The organism is Actinoplanes sp. NPDC021490, from assembly GCF_055562135.1.
The window spans coordinates 80,862-98,603 of sequence record NZ_JBVHFW010000013.1 but is presented as its reverse complement, the minus strand read 5'-3'; the positions used below and the strand labels follow the sequence as shown (position 1 = coordinate 98,603).

Genomic DNA, 17,742 nt, shown 5'->3' with positions numbered 1-17,742 from the left:
AACCACAGTTTATGGCGTCCTACATCGGGGGATGTGCATGAGCGCGGTTCGCGCTCCTGCTCATGGACGTCACCATCGGGGGAGGAGGGCGTGGTGGGCGCCTTCTCCATCTCCGCCAAACTGGACCGGCTGTTCAAGCAGCACAAGCCGGAGCCCAGCTACATGGCCGTGGCCGAGGCGGTTCGCTCCGGTCAGGGCGTGGCGATCTCGCACACCTACATCTGGCAGTTGCGGACCGGCCGGCGTGACAATCCGACCGTCGCGCACCTGACCGCGCTGGCCACCTACTTCGGCGTGCCGGTGGCGTATTTCATAGACGACGAGCAGACCGCCCGCATCGACCATCAATTTGAGTTGCTGCAGAGCATCCGGGCCGCCGGGGTCACCGAGATCGCGATGCGCGCCGCCGACGTCTCGCCGCGCGGGCGCGACCTGATCAACGAGTTGATCCGGAAGGTCTGGGAGTCGGAGCGGCAGGCGGGCAGCTGACCGGCCGTTTCCCCAGTTTCCGGTACGCCCGGCTCACGCGGCTCAGCCACGCCACCTCGTCGGCCATCTCCGGTCCGACCTCGGCCCAGCCGCCCGCCCGATCCGACGGCTCGGCGCCCCGGGCCCGCCGTTGCAGCGCCGTGGCGATCCGCGCGGCCTCGGCCTCGGGCCCGCCGCCCTCGTGCTCGCCGGGCAGATAGCCGCGCAGCGCCAGCATGCCGTCGCGGATCTCGATGACCCGCCGGTACAGCCGCAGATGCACGTCGTCGACGCCCGCCAGCTCGACCATCGCCCGGCGCGGCGAAAACAGGATGACCTCGGGAAAGGTGTCCCGCATGGCTTTCCACAGCGGGCGCAGGACGATCAGCGACCGGTACGCGGCCAGGGCCGAGCGCGCCCGCGGGAACGCGGTCACCGCCCCGCCCGTGACCATCAGCAGCGCGCTGGCCGCCTGAAGGAACTCGGCCGGCGGATCGAGGGCGGCCAGGTCGACGGCGACGCCGGCGCCCAGCATTACCATCACCACCGCCCGGAAGACCGCATCCAGGGCCAGCAGGCCGGCACCGGCCGCGAGCGCGCGCAGCGCCGTCCTCGACCAGAGCGCGGGCATCTCCCGGGCGATTGTCCGGAAGAACCGGGCGGCCGCGGCCAGCGCCACCCCCACGTAGAGGTCGAGCGTGACCCAGTATCCGACCGTCCGCAGCGTCAGCGGGCCGGCCGCCAGCTCGGGCGCGACGAGCAACGTGGCCGCGGCCACCACCAGCAGGACCAGCACGACGGCGCCCGAGGCCACGTGCGAGCGCAGCCCACGACCGGTCACCAGCAGCAGGAAACGTAACAGAAAGTACGCCGCGACCAGCGCGGCCAGATGCTGCAGCGCGCCCGCCCGCATCTCGTCCAGTTCGTCGGCGACGTCCGGATAGGCGGCGGTCCGGGAGAGCGCGAGGGCGATCACGGCGGCGGTCAGTGCGCGCTGCGGCCGGTCTCGCCAGAGGCCGGGCAGCCGCGTCACCGCCAGCCCCCACAGCAAGGTCAGCAGGGCGGCGGAGAGGACCATTACGTCAGGCCCAGGGCGTCCGTCGTCCGGGCCAGCATAGTGCGTGGCGCGCGGGCCGACCGGCCGCGGATCAGCGAGGCCATCATCTCGGCCTCCCGCTCCTGCTCGTCGGTGTAGCCGGCGCGGCCGAGCATGCGCCGCACGGCGCCCGCCTCGAGGTCGGGGAAGAGGGTGCCCAGCGCGGCGTCGGAACCCGAGTGTCCGCAAAGGATGTGCGAGAGCTCGTGCAGCACGATGTGCTCGGCGTGCAGCGGCGAGGTGCCCGGATCGAAGAACACGTGGTCGGCCCGGTCGGTGCCGATCCACAACCCGCAGGGCGCCTCGGCGCTGAGCCCGGGCACGGCCTGGCGGATCAGCCGGCGGCCCCGGCGGGCGGCCACCTCGTCGCAGAACTCGTCGAGATCGAACGGGTCGGGAACCCGGACGCCGCGCAGTCTCGCCTCGCACCGCCGCCGCAAACCCTCCACCGCGGACACGGTACCCGCCCGTTTCGCTGCGCGGAACTGCGCGGAGAAAGCGCTTACCGAACAGGGGGTGTCGTATGCCTGTGGAAAACCCCACCCGACTGTTAACTATTAGGCCAACATCTGCATAGCCTTACGAACCTTGGGGCAGGAACCAGTCTGGCCGAGGAATCCAAACCGGAGGTGGCTGGCGATGGAGAAGTTCGTCTACGATTTCGCCGAGGGAAACAGGGATCTGAAAGACCTTCTCGGGGGCAAGGGCGCCAATCTCGCGGAGATGACCAACCTCGGCCTGCCGGTCCCGGCCGGCTTCACGATCACCACCGAGGCGTGCCAGCGATTCCTGGCCGAGGGCTCCCACATCGAGGGCCTCGACACCGAGATCGATCAGCACCTGGCCGCGCTCGAGGAGGCGATGGGCCGCAAACTCGGCGACCCGGCCGACCCGCTGCTGGTCTCCGTACGCTCCGGGGCGAAGTTCTCGATGCCCGGCATGATGGAGACCGTCCTCAACGTCGGGCTCAACGACGAATCGGTCGCCGGCCTCTCCCGTCAGGCCGGGGACAACGACCGGTTCGCGTGGGATTCGTACCGCCGGCTCATTCAGATGTTCGGCAAGACCGTCTGCGATGTGCCCGGCGAAGAATTCGAGGACGCGCTGCACGAGGCGAAGGTGGCCAAGGGCGTCAAGGACGACGTGCAGCTCGACGCGTCCGATTTGAAAGCGCTCGTGGCCGCGTACAAGAAAGTCTTCGTCAAGCACGTCGGTCACGATTTCCCGCAGGATCCGCGCCACCAGCTCGAATTGGCGATCGAGGCGGTGTTCAAGTCGTGGAACGCCGACCGGGCCGTGCTCTACCGCCGCCAGGAACGCATTCCGGCCGACCTCGGCACGGCGGTCAACGTCGTCGCGATGGTCTTCGGCAACCTCGGCCCCGACTCCGGCACCGGCGTCGCGTTCACCCGTGACCCGGCCACCGGCGAAAGCGGCATCTACGGCGACTACCTGCAGAACGCGCAGGGCGAGGACGTGGTGGCCGGCATCCGCAACACCCTCCCGCTGGCCGACCTCGAAAAGATCGACAAGAAGTCGTACGACGAGCTGCTGCAGATCATGGCCACGCTCGAGGGGCACTACCACGACCTGTGCGACATCGAGTTCACGATCGAGCGCGGCAAGCTGTGGATGCTGCAGACCCGCGTCGGCAAACGCACCGCGGCCGCCGCCTTCACGATCGCCGCGCAGCTCGTCGACGAAGGCATGATCGACCTCGACGAGGCGGTCACCCGGGTCTCCGGGGCGCAGCTCGCCCAGCTGATGTTCCCGCGCTTCGACCTGTCCGCCGACCCGGCCGTCCTGACCCGCGGGGTCGGCGCCTCGCCCGGCGCGGCCTACGGCAAGGTCGTCTTCACCGCGGACCACGCCGTCGAACAGGCCGCCGCCGGCGAGCAGGTGATCCTGGTCCGCCGCGAGACCAACCCCGACGACCTGGCCGGCATGATCGCGGCCCAGGGCATCCTGACCGCACGCGGCGGCAAAACCTCGCACGCGGCCGTCGTCGCGCGCGGCATGGGCAAGACGTGTGTCTGCGGCGCCGACCGGGTCGAAGTCGGCCGCGACCAGTTCACGGTCAACGGCCAGGTCGTGCGCGAGGGCGACGTCATCTCGATCGACGGCACCACCGGCCGGATCTACCTGGGCGAGGTTCCCGTACGCCCGTCCGAGGTCGTGCAGTATTTCGAGGGCGACCTCGACCCGGCCCTGGCCAACGAGCCGCTGGTGGCGGCCGTGCACCAGATCATGACGCACGCCGATTCCCGCGCCTCGCTGCGGGTGCGGACCAACGCCGACACCGGCCCCGACGCCGCCCGGGCGCGCCGGTTCGGGGCGCAGGGCATCGGCCTGTGCCGCACCGAGCACATGTTCCTCGGCGATCGTCGCGAACTGGTCGAACGGCTGATCCTGGCGCACAACAAGACCGAGCGGGACGAGGCCCTGGCCGCCCTGCAACCCTTGCAGCGGGCCGACTTCCTCGAGATCTTCCGCGAGATGAACGGGCTGCCGGTCACCGTACGGCTGATCGACCCGCCGCTGCACGAGTTCCTGCCCTCCCTGGAGGAACTGGCGGTGCAGGTGGCCGTGGCCAAGGCACGCGGCGAGGAGTCCGAACGCGACGAGCGGATGCTGGCCGCCGTGCGCCGCATGCACGAGTCGAACCCGATGCTCGGCCTCCGCGGCGTACGGCTGGGCCTGGTCATTCCCGGTCTTTTCGCCATGCAAGTGCGAGCGATCGCCGAGGCCGCGGTCGCCCTGGCCGCCGAGGGGGGCACCCCGCGCCCCGAGATCATGGTGCCGCTGGTCGGTGCCGTCCAAGAGCTGGAGACCGTACGCGCGGAAGCCGAGAAGATCATCGCCGAGGTGGTCGGCGACTCGGGCGTCGAAGTGCTGATCGGCACCATGATCGAGGTGCCGCGGGCGGCGCTGACCGCCGGGCAGATCGCCGAGGCGGCCGAGTTCTTCTCGTTCGGCACCAACGACCTGACCCAGATGGCGTGGGGCTTCTCCCGCGACGACGTGGAGGGCGCCTTCTTCTGGCGCTACCTCGAACTGGGCATCTTCGGCATCTCACCGTTCGAGTCGATCGACCGCGACGGCGTCGGCCGGCTCGTGCGGATCGCCACCGAGGAGGGCCGGGCGCAGCGGCCCGGCCTGAAGCTGGGTGTGTGCGGCGAACACGGCGGTGACCCCGAGTCGGTGCACTTCTTCCACGAGGTCGGCCTGGACTACGTGTCCTGCTCGCCGTTCCGGGTGCCGATCGCCCGGCTCGAGGCCGGTCGCGCGGCGGTGGAATCGGCAGGATCCGACCACCGCTGACCGTTTTCTCCGGTCGCTTCTTGTCGCCGTCCGGGTGCTGGTCACCCGGACGGCGGTCTTTTGCCCGTGCGGAGGTCTAGCGTCGGCGCTGACAGTTTCATTTCAGCCGATGGAGTCTGCGATGGCGTCTCAGCTCAATCCTTACCTGACGTTCAACGGCAACGCGCGCGAGGCCATGGAGTTCTACCACTCGGTCTTCGGCGGCGAGATCAGAATCAACACGTTCGGCGAATTCGGCGCACCCGATCCCGCCATCGCCGACAAGGTCATGCACGCGATGCTGACCACCGACAAGGGCTACCTGCTGATGGCGTCCGACACGGCGCCCGGCATGGACTACACCCCCGGAAACACCATCACGGTCAGCCTCAGCGGCGACTTGGGCGAAGGGCTCGAAGACATCTGGGAAAAGCTGGCCGACGGCGGGACCGTCCAGTTGCCGTTCGAGAAGCAGATGTGGGGCGACCTCTACGGCCAGCTCATCGACAAGTACGGCACCCCGTGGATGATCGACGTGGTCGCGCCGCAGTAAGAGACCACCGGGCCGGGCGCCGTGTCGGACGCCCGGCCAAGCCCGATCAGCCAGCGCTTTGTCAGCGGCCAGCCTTGTCAGCGGCCAGCCTTGTCAGCGGCCAGCCTTGTCAGCGGCCGGCCTTGTCAGCGGCCAGCCTTGTCAGCGGCCGGCCTTGTCAGCCGCCGGCCTTGTCAGCTTGCGGCTGACGGCGTGGTCTTGCACAGGTTGGCCGTGGCGATCGACAGGATCCGCTGGCCCTTCTTCGCGTCCACCTGGAACAGGCTGACCGCGTCGTTCACCTGCTCGCTGGACGACATGCCGTTCTTCGCGTCCATGCAAAGGTTGTACCCGTTGTCGATGGCGGTCTTCTCATCCGCCACCAGATTGGCGTCGAGCGCGCGCATCGCCTTCAGGTAGGTCGCCTCGTCCCCCTTGGGCAGGCTCCCGGCGGTCTCTTCGACGGCCGCCGCCTTCTCCGGCGCATCGTCCGAGCAGCCGGAAAGCGACCCCAGTCCCGCCAAAGCCACAAGAACGGTGCCCGCCACGACAAGCCGTGCCCCCACGTTGCGTCCCCCTACATTCGATCTTCACCGAGCATGTACCGCAGGCACGGTACGGCCCCCGCGCCAGCCCCGAAACAGCCCACCAGTCATCTTTTCCGACCAAGCGGTTACCGGCCCAGCACCTGCCCGGCCCCCGCCCGACCCAGCGCCCGCCCGGCCCCCGCCGGCCCAGCGCCCGCCCGGCCTCGCCCACGCCCGGCGCCCGCCCGGCCTCGCCCACGCCCGGCGCCCGGCCGGCCTCGCCCACGCCCGGCGCGGCGCCCGCCCCGGCTCGCCCCGCCCGGCTCACCCCCCGCCTGCCCGGCCCGCGACCGCCAGCCACCGCGACCGCCTGGCCGCCTCTCAAGGCGGGCTGGTCGCGGTCGGCTGATCCAGCCTTGCGGACCGGCGGCGGGATCAGCGGTGGTCGGGAGGTGGCGGCTCGCTGTCGTAGTCGAAGTCGGGAGGCTCCTCGTCGAACGTGAAGGCCGGACCCTGATCCGGCTCGGAAGCGGCAGAACGGGAGGAAACGGCCGGGCGCGTGCGTGGCGCCCTCGGGGCGGTCGCCGCGGGGGCGGCTGCGGGCGCCGGGGTGCTTTCCGGGTCGTGGAGCGTGTCGAGGACGGCCTGGCCGAACTTGGTCAGCTTGTTCTGCCCGACGCCGCTCACCGTGCCCAGTTCGCCCAGCGTCTTCGGGTTGAGCGCCGCGATCGCCCGCAGCGTCGCGTCGTGAAAAATCACGTACGCAGGCATGCCCTGCTCCTTGGCGACCGACGCCCGCCACGTGCGCAGCCGCTCGAAGGTCGACGCGTCAGCCGGTGACAGGTCGGCGGCCGGCGCCGCGGTAGCGCGCTGCTTCGGGGCCCGCACCTTGGCCGGCGCCTCCCGTCGCATCATCACCTTGGTCTGCCCGCGCAGCACCTCGGCGCTCGCGTCGGTCAGCACCAGCGTGCTGTACTCGCCCTCGACGGCCAGCAGCCCGGCCGCCAGCAGCTTGCGCACCACCCCGCGCCACTCCGACTCGCGCAGATCCGCGCCGATGCCGAACACCGACAGCTCGTTGTGCCGGAACTTCTGAACCTTGTCGGTTTCCTTGCCCAGCAGGATGTCGATCGACTGCCCAGCCCCGAACTTCTGCCCGCGCTCCCGCTGCAGCCGAAGCACCGTCGACAACAGCTTCTGCGCCGGTACCGTGCCGTCCCACGACTCCGGCGGCACCAGACAGGTGTCGCAATTGCCGCAATTGTCGGTCGTGGCGGTCTGCCCGAAGTAGTTCAGCAGCTGCGCCCGCCGGCACGTCACGGTCTCGCAGAGCGCCAGCATCGCGTCGAGGTGCTGCGCGGCATTGCGCCGATGGGCGAGATCGCCGTCGGAGCTGTCGATCATCTTGCGCTGCTGCACAACATCCTGCAGCCCGTACGCCAGCCAGGCCGTCGACGGCATCCCGTCGCGCCCGGCCCGGCCGGTCTCCTGGTAATAACCCTCCACGGATTTGGGCAGGTCGAGGTGGGCCACGAAGCGTACGTCGGGCTTGTCGATCCCCATGCCGAAGGCGATCGTCGCCACCATGACCAGCCCGTCCTCACGAAGGAAGCGCGACTGGTTGGCGGCACGGATCCGATTGTCGAGGCCGGCGTGGTAGGGCAGCGCGGCCACCCCGTTCTGCACGAGGAACTCGGCCGTCCGCTCCACCGACGCGCGCGACAGGCAGTAGACGATGCCGGAATCGCCGGCGTGCTCCGTACGCAGTAGCTCGAGCAACTGCTTGCGGGGCTCGTTCTTGGGCACGATCCGGTATTGGATGTTGGGCCGGTCGAAGCTCGCAGTGAAATGCCGCGCGTCGGTGAGCTGCAGCCGGGTCGCGATCTCGTCGCGGGTGGCGGACGTGGCGGTGGCGGTGAGGGCGATGCGCGGCACGTCGGGCCAGCGCTCGTGCAGCATCGACAGCCCCAGATAATCGGGGCGGAAGTCGTGACCCCACTGCGACACACAGTGCGCTTCGTCGATCGCGAACAGTGAGATCTTGCCCCGGTCGAGCAGCCGCTGGGTGGCCGCCACCCCCAGACCCTCGGGCGCGACGTAGAGCAGATCGAGGTCGCCGTTGACGAACTCGGCCTCGACCATGCGGCGCTCGTCGTAGTCCTGCGCGGAGTTGAGGAAGCCGGCGTTGACCCCGACCTGGCGAAGGGCGTCGACCTGGTCCTGCATCAGCGCGATCAGCGGCGAGATGACCACACCGGTGCCGGGACGCACGAGGGCCGGAATCTGGTAGCACAGCGACTTGCCACCACCGGTCGGCATCAGCACGAGCGCGTCGCCACCGGCGGACACGTGCTCGATGATGTCGTGCTGCTGCCCACGGAACGACGGATAGCCGAACACCCTGTTGAGGACGTCGACCGTCGCCGAGCCGGACGCGGAAACCTGGTCTGCCGAAGTCACCCCGCGACAGTACAGAGAATCGCCGGTCAGGTGCGAAGCCCTGTGGATAACCCCGGAGTGTGGATAACCAGGGCGCCGCGGGCCGGGTGGTGTAGGGGCCGCCTTGAATGATCGTCTTCCGGCGCCGGACGAGGGGCCGGCGCAGAGGGAAGCCTGCGCCGTTATCGACTTATTATTTGTCCGGGGTGCGATCGGGTCATTTGTTTGGCTGCGAGCGGGTGGCAGACATGGCGAGCCGGCACGTGATTCGGCGGTGGTTCCGCCGCGGAGCTGGAACGCGCGGATTTCAGCGCCGCCCGAGGTTTTTGGCATGATCGAATACTGACGTTGCGCATTTAGGTTGCGAGATAATTGTGCATGGGTCAGTTGTCGTTGTTCAGCCGGGGCGATGTTGCACGAATGCGCGATCGAACCTTGGCGCGCAATTATTCGCCGGGTAATGACGAATTTCGGCGTGTACATGAGCGGCAACGCGCTTGGGGTCTGCAGCGCCGCCACGCCGAGAAGTTAGCCCGGGTGCGAGGCAGTGGTCCGGTGGGGGATGCCCGCCGCGACGACTCGAGCCGGCCCGGGGATGCGGGGCCGGAGCGAGTGGTGCGGCCTAGGTCATCGGCCGGGTCGTCGTCAACGCCGCGGCAGGCGTCGAGGCCTGCGCCGCAGGCCCGGCGGGCGGCGACAACGGCGGTGACCCCGGCTCAGCAGCCTGCGCACCGGGAGGGGACGTCGACGCTAGTGCCCCCGGCGTGTTCGGCGCCGACCACACAGCAAGTGCCGGCGTCCGCGACTTCGGTTCGGCAAGCTGCGGCTCCGCCGGAGGCCTCGGCTCATGTGGCGTCGGCTCCTCGCTCTGCGGCTCCTCGCTCTGCGGCCCCTCCCTCTGCGGGCGCTCGCTCTGCGGGCCCTCGCTCTGCGGCTCCTCGCTTGCGCGGAGGGCACCGCGAACCGGGACGCCTCGAGGAAGCGGGAAGGGGGCGTGCTGCGGCCTTTCGCCCAGCGGCGCCTCGCCGTGCGGTCCCTCGGCCTTCCCCGGTCTGCGGCCCTTCGCTCACAGCCTTCGACCCTGCCGTTCTGCGGCGTCTGGCTTGCGCGGACGACACCGCGAACCGGGACGCCTTGGGGACGCGGGGCAGGGAGGTGCTGCGGCCTTCGCCCTGCGGCCCCTCGCCATGCGGTCCCTTGGCCGTCCCCAGCCTGCGGCCCTCGGCCTTCCCCGGCGGGCGACCCTTCGGGCCGCGGCTCTGCGGCCCGCGGCTCTGCCGCCCTGCCGCTCTGCGCCTTCTCGCTCGCGAGGACGGACACCGCGAACCGGGGTCGCCGAGGAAGCACGGATGCTGCGGCCTTTCGCCCTGCGGCCCTCGCCGTGCGGTCCCTTGGCCTTCCCCAGCCTGCGGCCCCTTGGCCTTCCCCAGCCTGCGGCCCCTTGGCCTTCCTCGGCCTGCGGCCCTGCGCCTGCGGCCTGCGGCCTTTCGCCCTGCAGCGCTGCAGCTTTGCCGTTCTGCGCCGTCTCACTTGCGCGGACGACAGCGCGAACCGGGACCCCCGAGGAAGCCGAGGGTGCTGCGGCTTTCGCCCTGTTGCTCTGCGGCCCTGTCGATCTGCGGCGCGGACGACACTGCGAACCGGGGCCCCGAGGAAGCGGGGAGGGCGTGCTGTGGTCTTTCGCGCTGCGGCCCTCGCCGTGCCGGGCCCTTGACCATCCCAGCCTGCGGCCCTTGGCCTTCCTCGGCCTGCGGCCCTTCGCCCCCTGGCCCTGCCGCCCTTCGCCCTGTGGCCCTCTCGGTCGCGCGGACGACACGGCGAACCACGACGCCTCGAGGAAGCGGGGAGGGCGTGCTGTGGTCTTTCGCGCTGCGGCCCCTCGCCGTGCGGCTCCTCGGCCTTCCCCGGCCTGCGGCCCTTCGCCCAAGCCCTGCCGCCCCTCGCCTTGCGATCCCTTCGCTCTGCTGCCGCTCGCTCGTGCGGACGGCACCGCGACCCCGGACGCCTCGAGGAAGGGGAAGGGGGTGTGCTGTGGGTCTTCGTGCTGCGGCTCCTCGCCGTGTGGCTCCCCGGCTTTTCCCGGCCTGCGGCCCTTCGCCCCCAAGGCTGGCCTGCCCCTCGCTCGCGTGGACGGCACCGCGACCCCGGACGCCTCGAGGAAGCGGGAGGGGCGTGCTGTGGCCTTTTGCGCTGCGGCCCTTCGCCGTGCGATCCCTCGTCCTTCTCCGGCCTGCGGACCTTCGCCCGCGGCGCCCCCTCGCTCGGCCGCCCTTCGCTCCGGCCCGTCGCCTGCGGTCCCTCCTTCGGCGTCATCGGTTGGGACCCGGGCCCCAACGGTCCGTGCCTGCCTCATCCCGGTTCGGCTGTTGGCCGGCGCCGCCCGATGGTTTGCGAGCGCTTTTCTGCGGTGCGTTTCGGGTCGTTGTGAAGTTGACCCCGAAATTGGTTGGGCTTTGTGTGTAGTGCGGCCTGGTTGCGTCTCAATGGATTTCTTTGGTTGCCGTCCGGGGATGGTTGCGGTGACACTCGATGCCGTTGCTTTGTGTCGGGTGGGTGCAACTCGTCATTCTGTGGTTGCGGTGGGAAAGGCGAAATCCGCGGGATTTTCAGTGTGCGGACTATTGCTGGTTTCCGCTCATTTGTTGCAGGGAGACCAGGGCCAGGATTTTGTGCGCGGGTGTGCCTGGTTTGGCGTCCAGGCTCAGTGGGGCTTCTTGGGCCTCGTGCTGGCCGGCCACGTGGTGCAGGGCTGAGACGCCTGCGCTGGAGAGGTGGGTTACGTCGGAGAGGTCCACCGTGAGGGGGACTGTGCCGCCCCGGCTTCGGCGGAGGAGTTCCTGGCGGGTCAAGGCCGCCGTGGTGGCGTCCAAGGGGCCTTCGATGCGGATTTGGGTTTCGTCGCCGCCGGGGAGTTCGAGGATGCGGAAGTCCGGTTCCTCGGTGGCTGTCTCCGGGGTGGGGGCGGGGGCCGTGAGGGGGCTGTCGAGAAGGCGGGCTGGGCGGTTCAGGGGCTTGGTCAGGTGGGCCAGGGTTCCGGTGGTGTCGTTTTCAATCTTCAGTTTGGACACCAGTTGGGCGGCCAGGGCCAGGCCCCGGCCCCGGTTGCGTTGTGGTCTGGGGGGCTGCCAGGTTCCCTGGTCGCGGACCGAGGCCTGCACCTCGCCGGTGGGGGTGAGGGTGGCTCGCACTGTCACGGTGGCGTGGGGGGAGGAGGCGCCGGCGTGTTCGACGGCGTTGGCCAGCAGTTCGCCGACGGCGTGTTGGAGGGCGAAGATGTCCTTGGCGGTGGCGCCGATCTTGGTCAGCCAGTCGCCCAGGGCGTGGCGGGTGGCGCGCAGTTCGGCGGGGGCGGCGGGCAGGGTCAGTTCCAGGTCGGGGATGACGGGGACGCGCTGGACGGCCAGCAGCGTGATGTCGTCGGTGTGGCCGGTGACGCGCACCAGCAGTTCGAGGGTCTGGGTGCAGACGCGTTCGGCGGGGGTCGCGGCCGGGTCGTGCAGGGCCCGGCCGGCGGCGCTGTCCGCGGCGACCTGGGCCAGTTCGGCGGCGCCGCCGGCGTGGTCGCGGCCGGGGCGCTCGAGGATGCCGTCGCTGTAGAGCAGGAGCAGGTCGCCGGGGCCGAGGCGGTCGGGGCGTACGGGGAAATCGCCTCCTGTCCCGAGCGGCGCCCCGCCGGTCAGGGCCAGATAGCGCGTCTCACCGCCGGGGGTGACGACCAGGGGCGCAGGGTGGCCGGCCGTGCAGTACGTCATCTCGCCGTTCACCGGGTCGAGGACGACCAGGGCCACCGTGGTCGCGTGCGCGGCCGGCACCCGGGCGGCGAAGCGGTCGGCCGCGGCCAGCGCCTCGGCGATGCCGGCGCCGTCCTCCAGCCTGTCCTGCAGGACCGCGCGCAGCTGACCCATGACGCCCGACGCGCTCACGCCGTGCCCGACCACGTCGCCGACGATCAGGGCGATCCGGCCGTCGCGTTGCGGGACCGCGTCGAACCAGTCGCCGCCGGCGGCCGTGTCGGCCTCGGCGAGCAGGTAGCTCGCGGCGACCTGCGCCCCGGGCAGGACCGGCAGGCCGGACGGCAGCAGCTCGCGCTGCAGGGCCGTCACCACGGCGCGGCTCTGCTCGTAGCGCTGCCGCAGGTCGGTCGCCCGGTCGGCGGCGTCCTGCCGTTGCCGCACCATCTCGGTCACGTCGAAGCCGACCCCGATCATGCCCCGGCGGACACCCCCGGCCGTCCACGGCGTGATGCTGAAGTTGGCGAACATCTCGTGCACCGACCCGTCGGGCGCCGCGAGGTGAACCCGCCATTCCCGCCCGTTTATCGGCTCCCCGGTGCGGTACACCTCGTGGTACGCGTCGACGAACTGCTGCCCGACGAGATCGCTGAGCACCTCGCGGATCGGCCGGCCCAGAAACTCGCGACCCGGCACCACCGCCCGGGTCGCCGCGCTCAGCGTGAGCACCCGCAGCTCCGGCCCCTCACAGACGGCCAGGATGAACGGCACCTGGTCGACCGCGGTGAGCAGCAGCGAGGGGTCGTCGGCCATCAGCTCATCCTGCCGGACACCGGCAGGTGGTGCGTCACTCGGCCAGAGGTAAATCGATCGTGTGAGCCGTGTGGGAAGCCTTGGTGGCCAGGTAGCGCACGTTGGCGGCGGACATGTGCACCCCGGTCGGCACGCGCTGGGTCACGTCGATGCCGTTCTTCTCGAGCTGGATCGCCTTGTCCGGGTTGTTGCTCAGCAGCCGGATCCGGTCGGCGCCCAGGGCGAGCAGCATCTGCGCGGCGGCCGAATAGTCGCGTTCGTCCTCGCCGCGGCCGAGCGCCACGTTCGCCTCGTACGTGTCCAGGCCCGAGTCCTGCAGCGCGTAGGCGTCGAGTTTGGCGTAGAGGCCGATGCCGCGGCCCTCCTGGCGCAGGTAGAGCAGGAAGCCACCCTGGTCGGCGATCCGCTCGGCGGCCTCGCGCAGCTGCGGGCCGCAGTCGCAGCGCTGGCTGCCGAACACGTCGCCGGTGAGGCATTCGCTGTGCGGGCGCACCAGGGGCGCCCGCCCGCCGGCCGCGGACTTCTTCAGCGCCCGCTGCCAGTCGCCCAGACCGAGCGCCAGGTGCTCCTTGCCGTCGACGAGACCGTCGAAGGTCATCACCTGTGCGGTGGTCGCATACCCGTCGCCGAATCGCAGCGGTACTGTCACCTGCTGCCGCAACGTGGCTTCTAACATCGGTCCTCCTCGTTGGTTCCCCGTTGATCCGCTATACCCGTGCTGGAGTCACGGCACCGCAACAGACCGCGAACGTGCCTGTAATCGTGTCGCGGATTATCTTGGACGCAACTGTTCGGCCTGGGTGACGATCGTCGCTCTAACGGAGGCGTCATCGGTGGTTGAGCGTCCTTACACCTTGCTGAGTTGCGGCATGTCCCTTGACGGTTACTTGGACGACGCGACTCGTGACCGGCTGTTGCTGTCCAACGAGGCCGATTTCGACCGTGTCGATGCCGTTCGTGCCGGGTGCGACGCCATTCTGGTCGGGGCCGCGACGATCCGGCAGGACGACCCTCGCCTGCTGGTGCGCTCGGCCGAGCGGCGGGCGGCCCGGGTCGCCCGCGGCGAGGCGCCCAATCCGCTGAAGGTCACCGTAACCGGCCGGTGTGACATCGATCCGGCCGCGAAGTTCTTCTCGGCGGGCGATGTGGACAAACTGGTCTACTGCGCGAGCGGCACGTGCGCGTCGGCCAAGGAGCGCCTGGGCGAGGTGGCCACCATCGTCGATGGGGGCGATCCGGTCGACCTGCACCTGGTCACGGCCGACCTGGCGGCCCGCGGGGTGCGCCGGCTCATGGTCGAGGGCGGCGGCACGATGCACACCCAGTTCCTCACCGCGGGCCTGGCCGACGAGCTGCAACTCGTGGTGGCGCCGTTCTTCGTCGGCGACTCGCGGGCGCCGCGGTTCGTCAGCGACGGCGATTTCCCGTGGGGGCCGGGCCGGCGGGCGACGCTGGCCGAGGTGCGCCAGATCGGCGACGTCGTGCTGCTGCGGTACGCCCTGACCGACCGGTTCGTCCCAAGCTAGTGGATGACGCATGAAGGTTAGGCGCCGGCACGCGCCAGCTCGCGGCCGAGGAGAAGCTCGGGCGCGACGGGGGTGGCGGGAAGCGCGGCGGCGCCGTACGGCACCGGGGAGATCGGCGCGGCGACCCGCACCGCGGCGGCGGTCCGCAGCTTGGCGGCGGCCCGCACCAGGATGACCATCGCGCCCGGCAGGGCGGCGACGAACGCGAACAGCCCGTACACGACCGCGGTGGTCAGGCCCTGGGTGGCGCTCAGGCCCGCGGCGCCGAACGCCCACGCCGTGACGGCCTCGCGGGGACCCCAGCCGCCGACGTTGAGCGGCAGCGACATGGCCAGCAGGGCGAGCAGCATCAGCGGCGCCAGGCGGGTCAGCGACGCCGACGAGCCGGCCGCGCGGGCCGCCACCACGAACGTCGCCAGGTGACCGGCCAGCACGACGATCGAGGCCAGGGTCACGATCGGCCAGTTGCGGCGGGCCAGCAGCCCGGTGCGGATCTCGGCCACGCCGGTGCGCACGGCCGACGCGACCCGCGAGCCGCCCTGCCGCAGCCGCCGGAAGGCCAGGGCGAGCACGAGACCGGCCAGAAGCAGCGAGCCGGCGACGACGAGAGCGGTCAAGCCGTGCTGCCTGAGGACGGAGAGAACGGGGGAGGGGACGGTGAGCAGGACGGTGACGCCGACGCCGATCAGCACGAGCTGCCCGGCCGTGCGCTCGAGCACCACGGCCCGCACGCTCTTGGCCACGTCACCCTCGTCGCGGCCGTGCTGCACGGCCCGGTCGACGTCGCCGAGCACCCCGCCCGGAAGCGCGGCGTTGAGGAACAGCGCCTTGTAGTAGTCGGCGACCGCCGTGCGGAAGGAGAGCCGCAGGCCGAGGCCGCGCGCCACCAGGCACCAGCGCCAGGCGCTGAACACGGTGGTGGCGACCCCGATCGAGAAGGCCAGCGTGAGCGCCGGCCCGTCGATCACGCGCAGGCCGTCGACGAAGGCGCCGGTGCCGAGCTTCCACAGCAGGAAGATCAGGATTCCCGCCCCGCCCAGAATCCGTGCCCAAGCCCAGATACGCCCCACGTCGCCGTTCCCTTCGTCTCGCCCGTCTTTCCCCTAGTACGCCAGGACGGGCACAAAGGGTTCAGCCGAAGACCGCCAAAAGATCGACATGTCCGACCGACGCGCTCGGCAACGACGCCAGCCGACCCGCCCGATAGTCGTCCAGATCGAGCGAAGGGCGCTGCTCAGAGGCCGCTCCGGTCCAGCCGCGCAGCCATTCCGCGGTCAGTTCCGGCATCCGCGGTCCGAGTTGCCACGGGCTCGGGCGGGTGACCACCGTCGCGCCCGCCAGTTCAAAAGCCTTCCCCGCGTACGCCGGAGCGTCCGGCCCGAGCAGGCGGCGCCCCCCGGTCACGCGGCGCTGGTGCTCGTCGAACGCCTCGGCGATGGTGGCGTCCAGCGGGTCGGCCGGCTCCAGGCGCACGTCCCCGGCGACCGACAGGGTGAACAGCGCCGGCACGCGGGCCTCGGCCAGGGTCGCCACCAGTGCGTCGATCTCCTCCTCGGTCAGCAGGTCGAGCAGCGCCGAGCAGGTGACCAGGTCGGTGCCGTCGAGAGCATCCACGGTGAGCGCGGTCACATTGCTGAGTGCGCCCTCGACGCTGACGCCCGGCAGCCGCACATGCTTCGTCGCGTAGTGCAGCAGCTTCGGGTCGAGGTCGGTCAGGATCCAGTGCTGCGGCCCGGGCAGCCGCGGCGCGAGCCACCGGGCCATCGAGCCGGTGCCGCAGCCCAGGTCGCGGACGACGTGGATGTCGGCCGGCAGCATTCCCACCAGGTCGGCCGCGCGGGCCTCGGCGTCGGCGGGTTCGCGCAGGCCGAGCCAGGACTCGCTGAACTCTCCAGTCATCGGGGATCTCCTAAACAGATGGCGGACAGTGCGGAAGCGGTGTCTTCCCAGCGTGGCAGGGTTTCCCGGCGGGCTTCGGCGGCCGCGCGCAGCCGTTCGCGCAGCCGTCCGTCGGTGAGCCAGGACCGCAGCGCGGCGGTCAGCGCGCCTTGGTCATCGGGCGGAATCAGCAGGCCGGGCCGGGTGCCGCCGGGGGCTTCGCCGAGCGCCTCGGGCACGCCACCCACGTCGGTGGCCAGCACCGGGATGCCACGGGCGAGAGCCTCGGTGACGACCATGCCGTACGTCTCGGCTCGCGACGGCAGAACCAGAAGATCCGCTTTCCCGTACGCCTCGTCGAGCGCGGCGCCGTGCAAGGCGCCCTCGAAGAGCAGGCGGGAATCAACGTACGGGACCGGTTTGAGCAGGGCCCCGGCGAACATGCATTGCCAGTCCAGCCCGGCCAGCTCGTTCTCGAGGGCGGCGACCAGCAGATCCTGGCCCTTGCGCGGGGTGACCGCGGCCACGCAGAGCAGTCGCCGGCCGGTCGGGTCGGGCTTGGTGAGCGGAGCGGGCGCGACCCCGGGCGGGGCGACCTCCACGCGTACGAGATCGTGCATTTCGGCCACTCGATCGGCGGCGGCCCGGCTGGTGGCGACCACCTTGGTGGCCAGATGCACGGCCTGTCGCTCCCGGGACCGCAGATCGGCCGCCGTCGCCGGGTCGAGGCCGGTCTCGTCGCTCAGCGGCAGGTGCACCAGCACGATCAGCCTCAACCGGGTGGCGTGCGGCGCGAGGATCTCCGGCACCCCGCACCCGACCAGCCCGTCGATCAGCACGGCGGAGCGGTCGGGGATCTCGGTCAGGGCGGCGTTCAGGGCGCGGGCGGCGGCCGGTCCCGGGGAGGGCCACGAGCCGGGAACGGCGATCTCGTGGACGTCGGGCAGCAGCGACAGCACCGTACGGTCGTAGCGGTTGCCGCCGCTCGGCGCTGCCGGGTCGTCGATGCCGCCCGGCAGCACCGCCCACAAGGTCACAGGTCGCGCTCGTACGAGGCCCAGGCGATGTGCGACTCGTGCAGGGTCACGACGAGCCCGGTCAGCCCGGACGCGCCCGCCCCGAGGTCACCGGCGGTGATCCGGTCGGCCAGCCGGTCGGCGATCACCTTGGCCAGGAACTCGGTCGACGTGTTGATGCCCAGGAAGTCGGGCTCGTCGTCGAGGTTGCGGTAGCTGAGCCCGCCGCAGATCGCGTGCAACTGCTCGCTCGCCGCGCCGATGTCCACCACGATGTTGTCGTCGTCCAGCTCGGGCCGGCGGAAGGTGGCATCGACCACGAAAGTCGCGCCGTGCAGCTTCTGCGCCGGTCCGTAGACCTCGCCGGTGAAGCTGTGCGCGATCATGATGTGGTCGCGGACGGTGACGCTGAACAA

14 protein-coding genes are annotated in these 17,742 nt (G+C 70.8%); 4 read left to right on the top strand and 10 right to left on the bottom strand.

Annotation, left to right across the window (positions count from 1 at the left end; all coding sequences use genetic code 11):
* The first annotated feature begins 93 nt into the window (after window positions 1-93).
* Window positions 94-489 carry a helix-turn-helix domain-containing protein gene (locus ACZ3I4_RS30415; protein ID WP_465385465.1) on the top strand — a complete coding sequence of 132 codons (396 nt, stop codon included), beginning with the start codon at window positions 94-96 and terminating at the stop codon, window positions 487-489.
* On the opposite strand, the gene ACZ3I4_RS30410 is transcribed toward ACZ3I4_RS30415, so the two are convergent.
* A complete protein-coding gene (locus ACZ3I4_RS30410) occupies window positions 437-1,546 on the bottom strand; it encodes an MAB_1171c family putative transporter (RefSeq protein WP_465385464.1) in 1,110 nt (369 codons plus the stop codon). The genes ACZ3I4_RS30415 and ACZ3I4_RS30410 overlap by 53 nt on opposite strands.
* On the bottom strand, window positions 1,546-2,013 hold the full coding sequence (locus ACZ3I4_RS30405) for a hypothetical protein (RefSeq protein WP_465385463.1): 468 nt from the start codon (window positions 2,011-2,013) through the stop codon (window positions 1,546-1,548). The genes ACZ3I4_RS30410 and ACZ3I4_RS30405 overlap by 1 nt, the downstream gene beginning before the upstream one ends.
* Window positions 2,014-2,203: 190 nt before the next feature.
* Between ACZ3I4_RS30405 and ppdK the strand changes: the two genes are divergently transcribed.
* Both ppdK and ACZ3I4_RS30395 read left to right on the top strand, forming a co-directional pair.
* Window positions 2,204-4,885: a pyruvate, phosphate dikinase gene (ppdK, locus tag ACZ3I4_RS30400; RefSeq protein WP_465385462.1), complete on the top strand. Its 2,682-nt coding sequence runs from the start codon at window positions 2,204-2,206 to the stop codon at window positions 4,883-4,885.
* A gap of 121 nt (window positions 4,886-5,006) precedes the next feature.
* Entirely contained in the window at window positions 5,007-5,417 is a 411-nt protein-coding gene (locus ACZ3I4_RS30395; RefSeq protein ID WP_465385461.1) for a VOC family protein, read from the top strand.
* 173 nt (window positions 5,418-5,590) lie between these two features.
* On the opposite strand, the gene ACZ3I4_RS30390 is transcribed toward ACZ3I4_RS30395, so the two are convergent.
* From ACZ3I4_RS30390 to ACZ3I4_RS30375, 4 genes are all read right to left on the bottom strand, one after another.
* Entirely contained in the window at window positions 5,591-5,962 is a 372-nt protein-coding gene (locus ACZ3I4_RS30390) for a hypothetical protein (RefSeq protein WP_465385460.1), read from the bottom strand.
* A gap of 396 nt (window positions 5,963-6,358) precedes the next feature.
* The gene (recQ, locus tag ACZ3I4_RS30385) at window positions 6,359-8,383 is read right to left on the bottom strand and encodes a DNA helicase RecQ (RefSeq protein ID WP_465385459.1); all 2,025 of its coding nucleotides are present in this window, start codon (window positions 8,381-8,383) and stop codon (window positions 6,359-6,361) included.
* A gap of 2,597 nt (window positions 8,384-10,980) precedes the next feature.
* Window positions 10,981-12,906, bottom strand: a complete 1,926-nt coding sequence (locus ACZ3I4_RS30380) for a SpoIIE family protein phosphatase (protein ID WP_465385458.1) — start codon at window positions 12,904-12,906, stop codon at window positions 10,981-10,983.
* 34 nt (window positions 12,907-12,940) lie between these two features.
* On the bottom strand, window positions 12,941-13,582 hold the full coding sequence (locus ACZ3I4_RS30375; protein ID WP_465385457.1) for a GTP cyclohydrolase II: 642 nt from the start codon (window positions 13,580-13,582) through the stop codon (window positions 12,941-12,943).
* A 157-nt stretch (window positions 13,583-13,739) separates the two neighbouring features.
* Here ACZ3I4_RS30375 and ACZ3I4_RS30370 point away from each other — a divergent pair, with 157 nt between their 5' ends.
* Window positions 13,740-14,432, top strand: coding sequence for a RibD family protein (locus ACZ3I4_RS30370; protein ID WP_465385456.1), 693 nt, complete (start codon window positions 13,740-13,742; stop codon window positions 14,430-14,432).
* A gap of 17 nt (window positions 14,433-14,449) precedes the next feature.
* On the opposite strand, the gene ACZ3I4_RS30365 is transcribed toward ACZ3I4_RS30370, so the two are convergent.
* The 4 genes from ACZ3I4_RS30365 to ACZ3I4_RS30350 form a co-directional block, all read right to left on the bottom strand.
* Window positions 14,450-15,502, bottom strand: a complete 1,053-nt coding sequence (locus tag ACZ3I4_RS30365) for a lysylphosphatidylglycerol synthase transmembrane domain-containing protein (protein ID WP_465385455.1) — start codon at window positions 15,500-15,502, stop codon at window positions 14,450-14,452.
* Window positions 15,503-15,563: 61 nt separating this feature from the next.
* Window positions 15,564-16,331: a class I SAM-dependent methyltransferase gene (locus tag ACZ3I4_RS30360; RefSeq protein ID WP_465385454.1), complete on the bottom strand. Its 768-nt coding sequence runs from the start codon at window positions 16,329-16,331 to the stop codon at window positions 15,564-15,566.
* A complete protein-coding gene (locus ACZ3I4_RS30355; RefSeq protein WP_465385453.1) occupies window positions 16,328-17,347 on the bottom strand; it encodes a glycosyltransferase family 4 protein in 1,020 nt (339 codons plus the stop codon). The genes ACZ3I4_RS30360 and ACZ3I4_RS30355 overlap by 4 nt, the downstream gene beginning before the upstream one ends.
* Window positions 17,344-17,742, bottom strand: coding sequence for a 6-pyruvoyl trahydropterin synthase family protein (locus ACZ3I4_RS30350; RefSeq protein WP_465385452.1), 399 nt, complete (start codon window positions 17,740-17,742; stop codon window positions 17,344-17,346). Before ACZ3I4_RS30350 ends, ACZ3I4_RS30355 begins: the two co-directional genes overlap by 4 nt.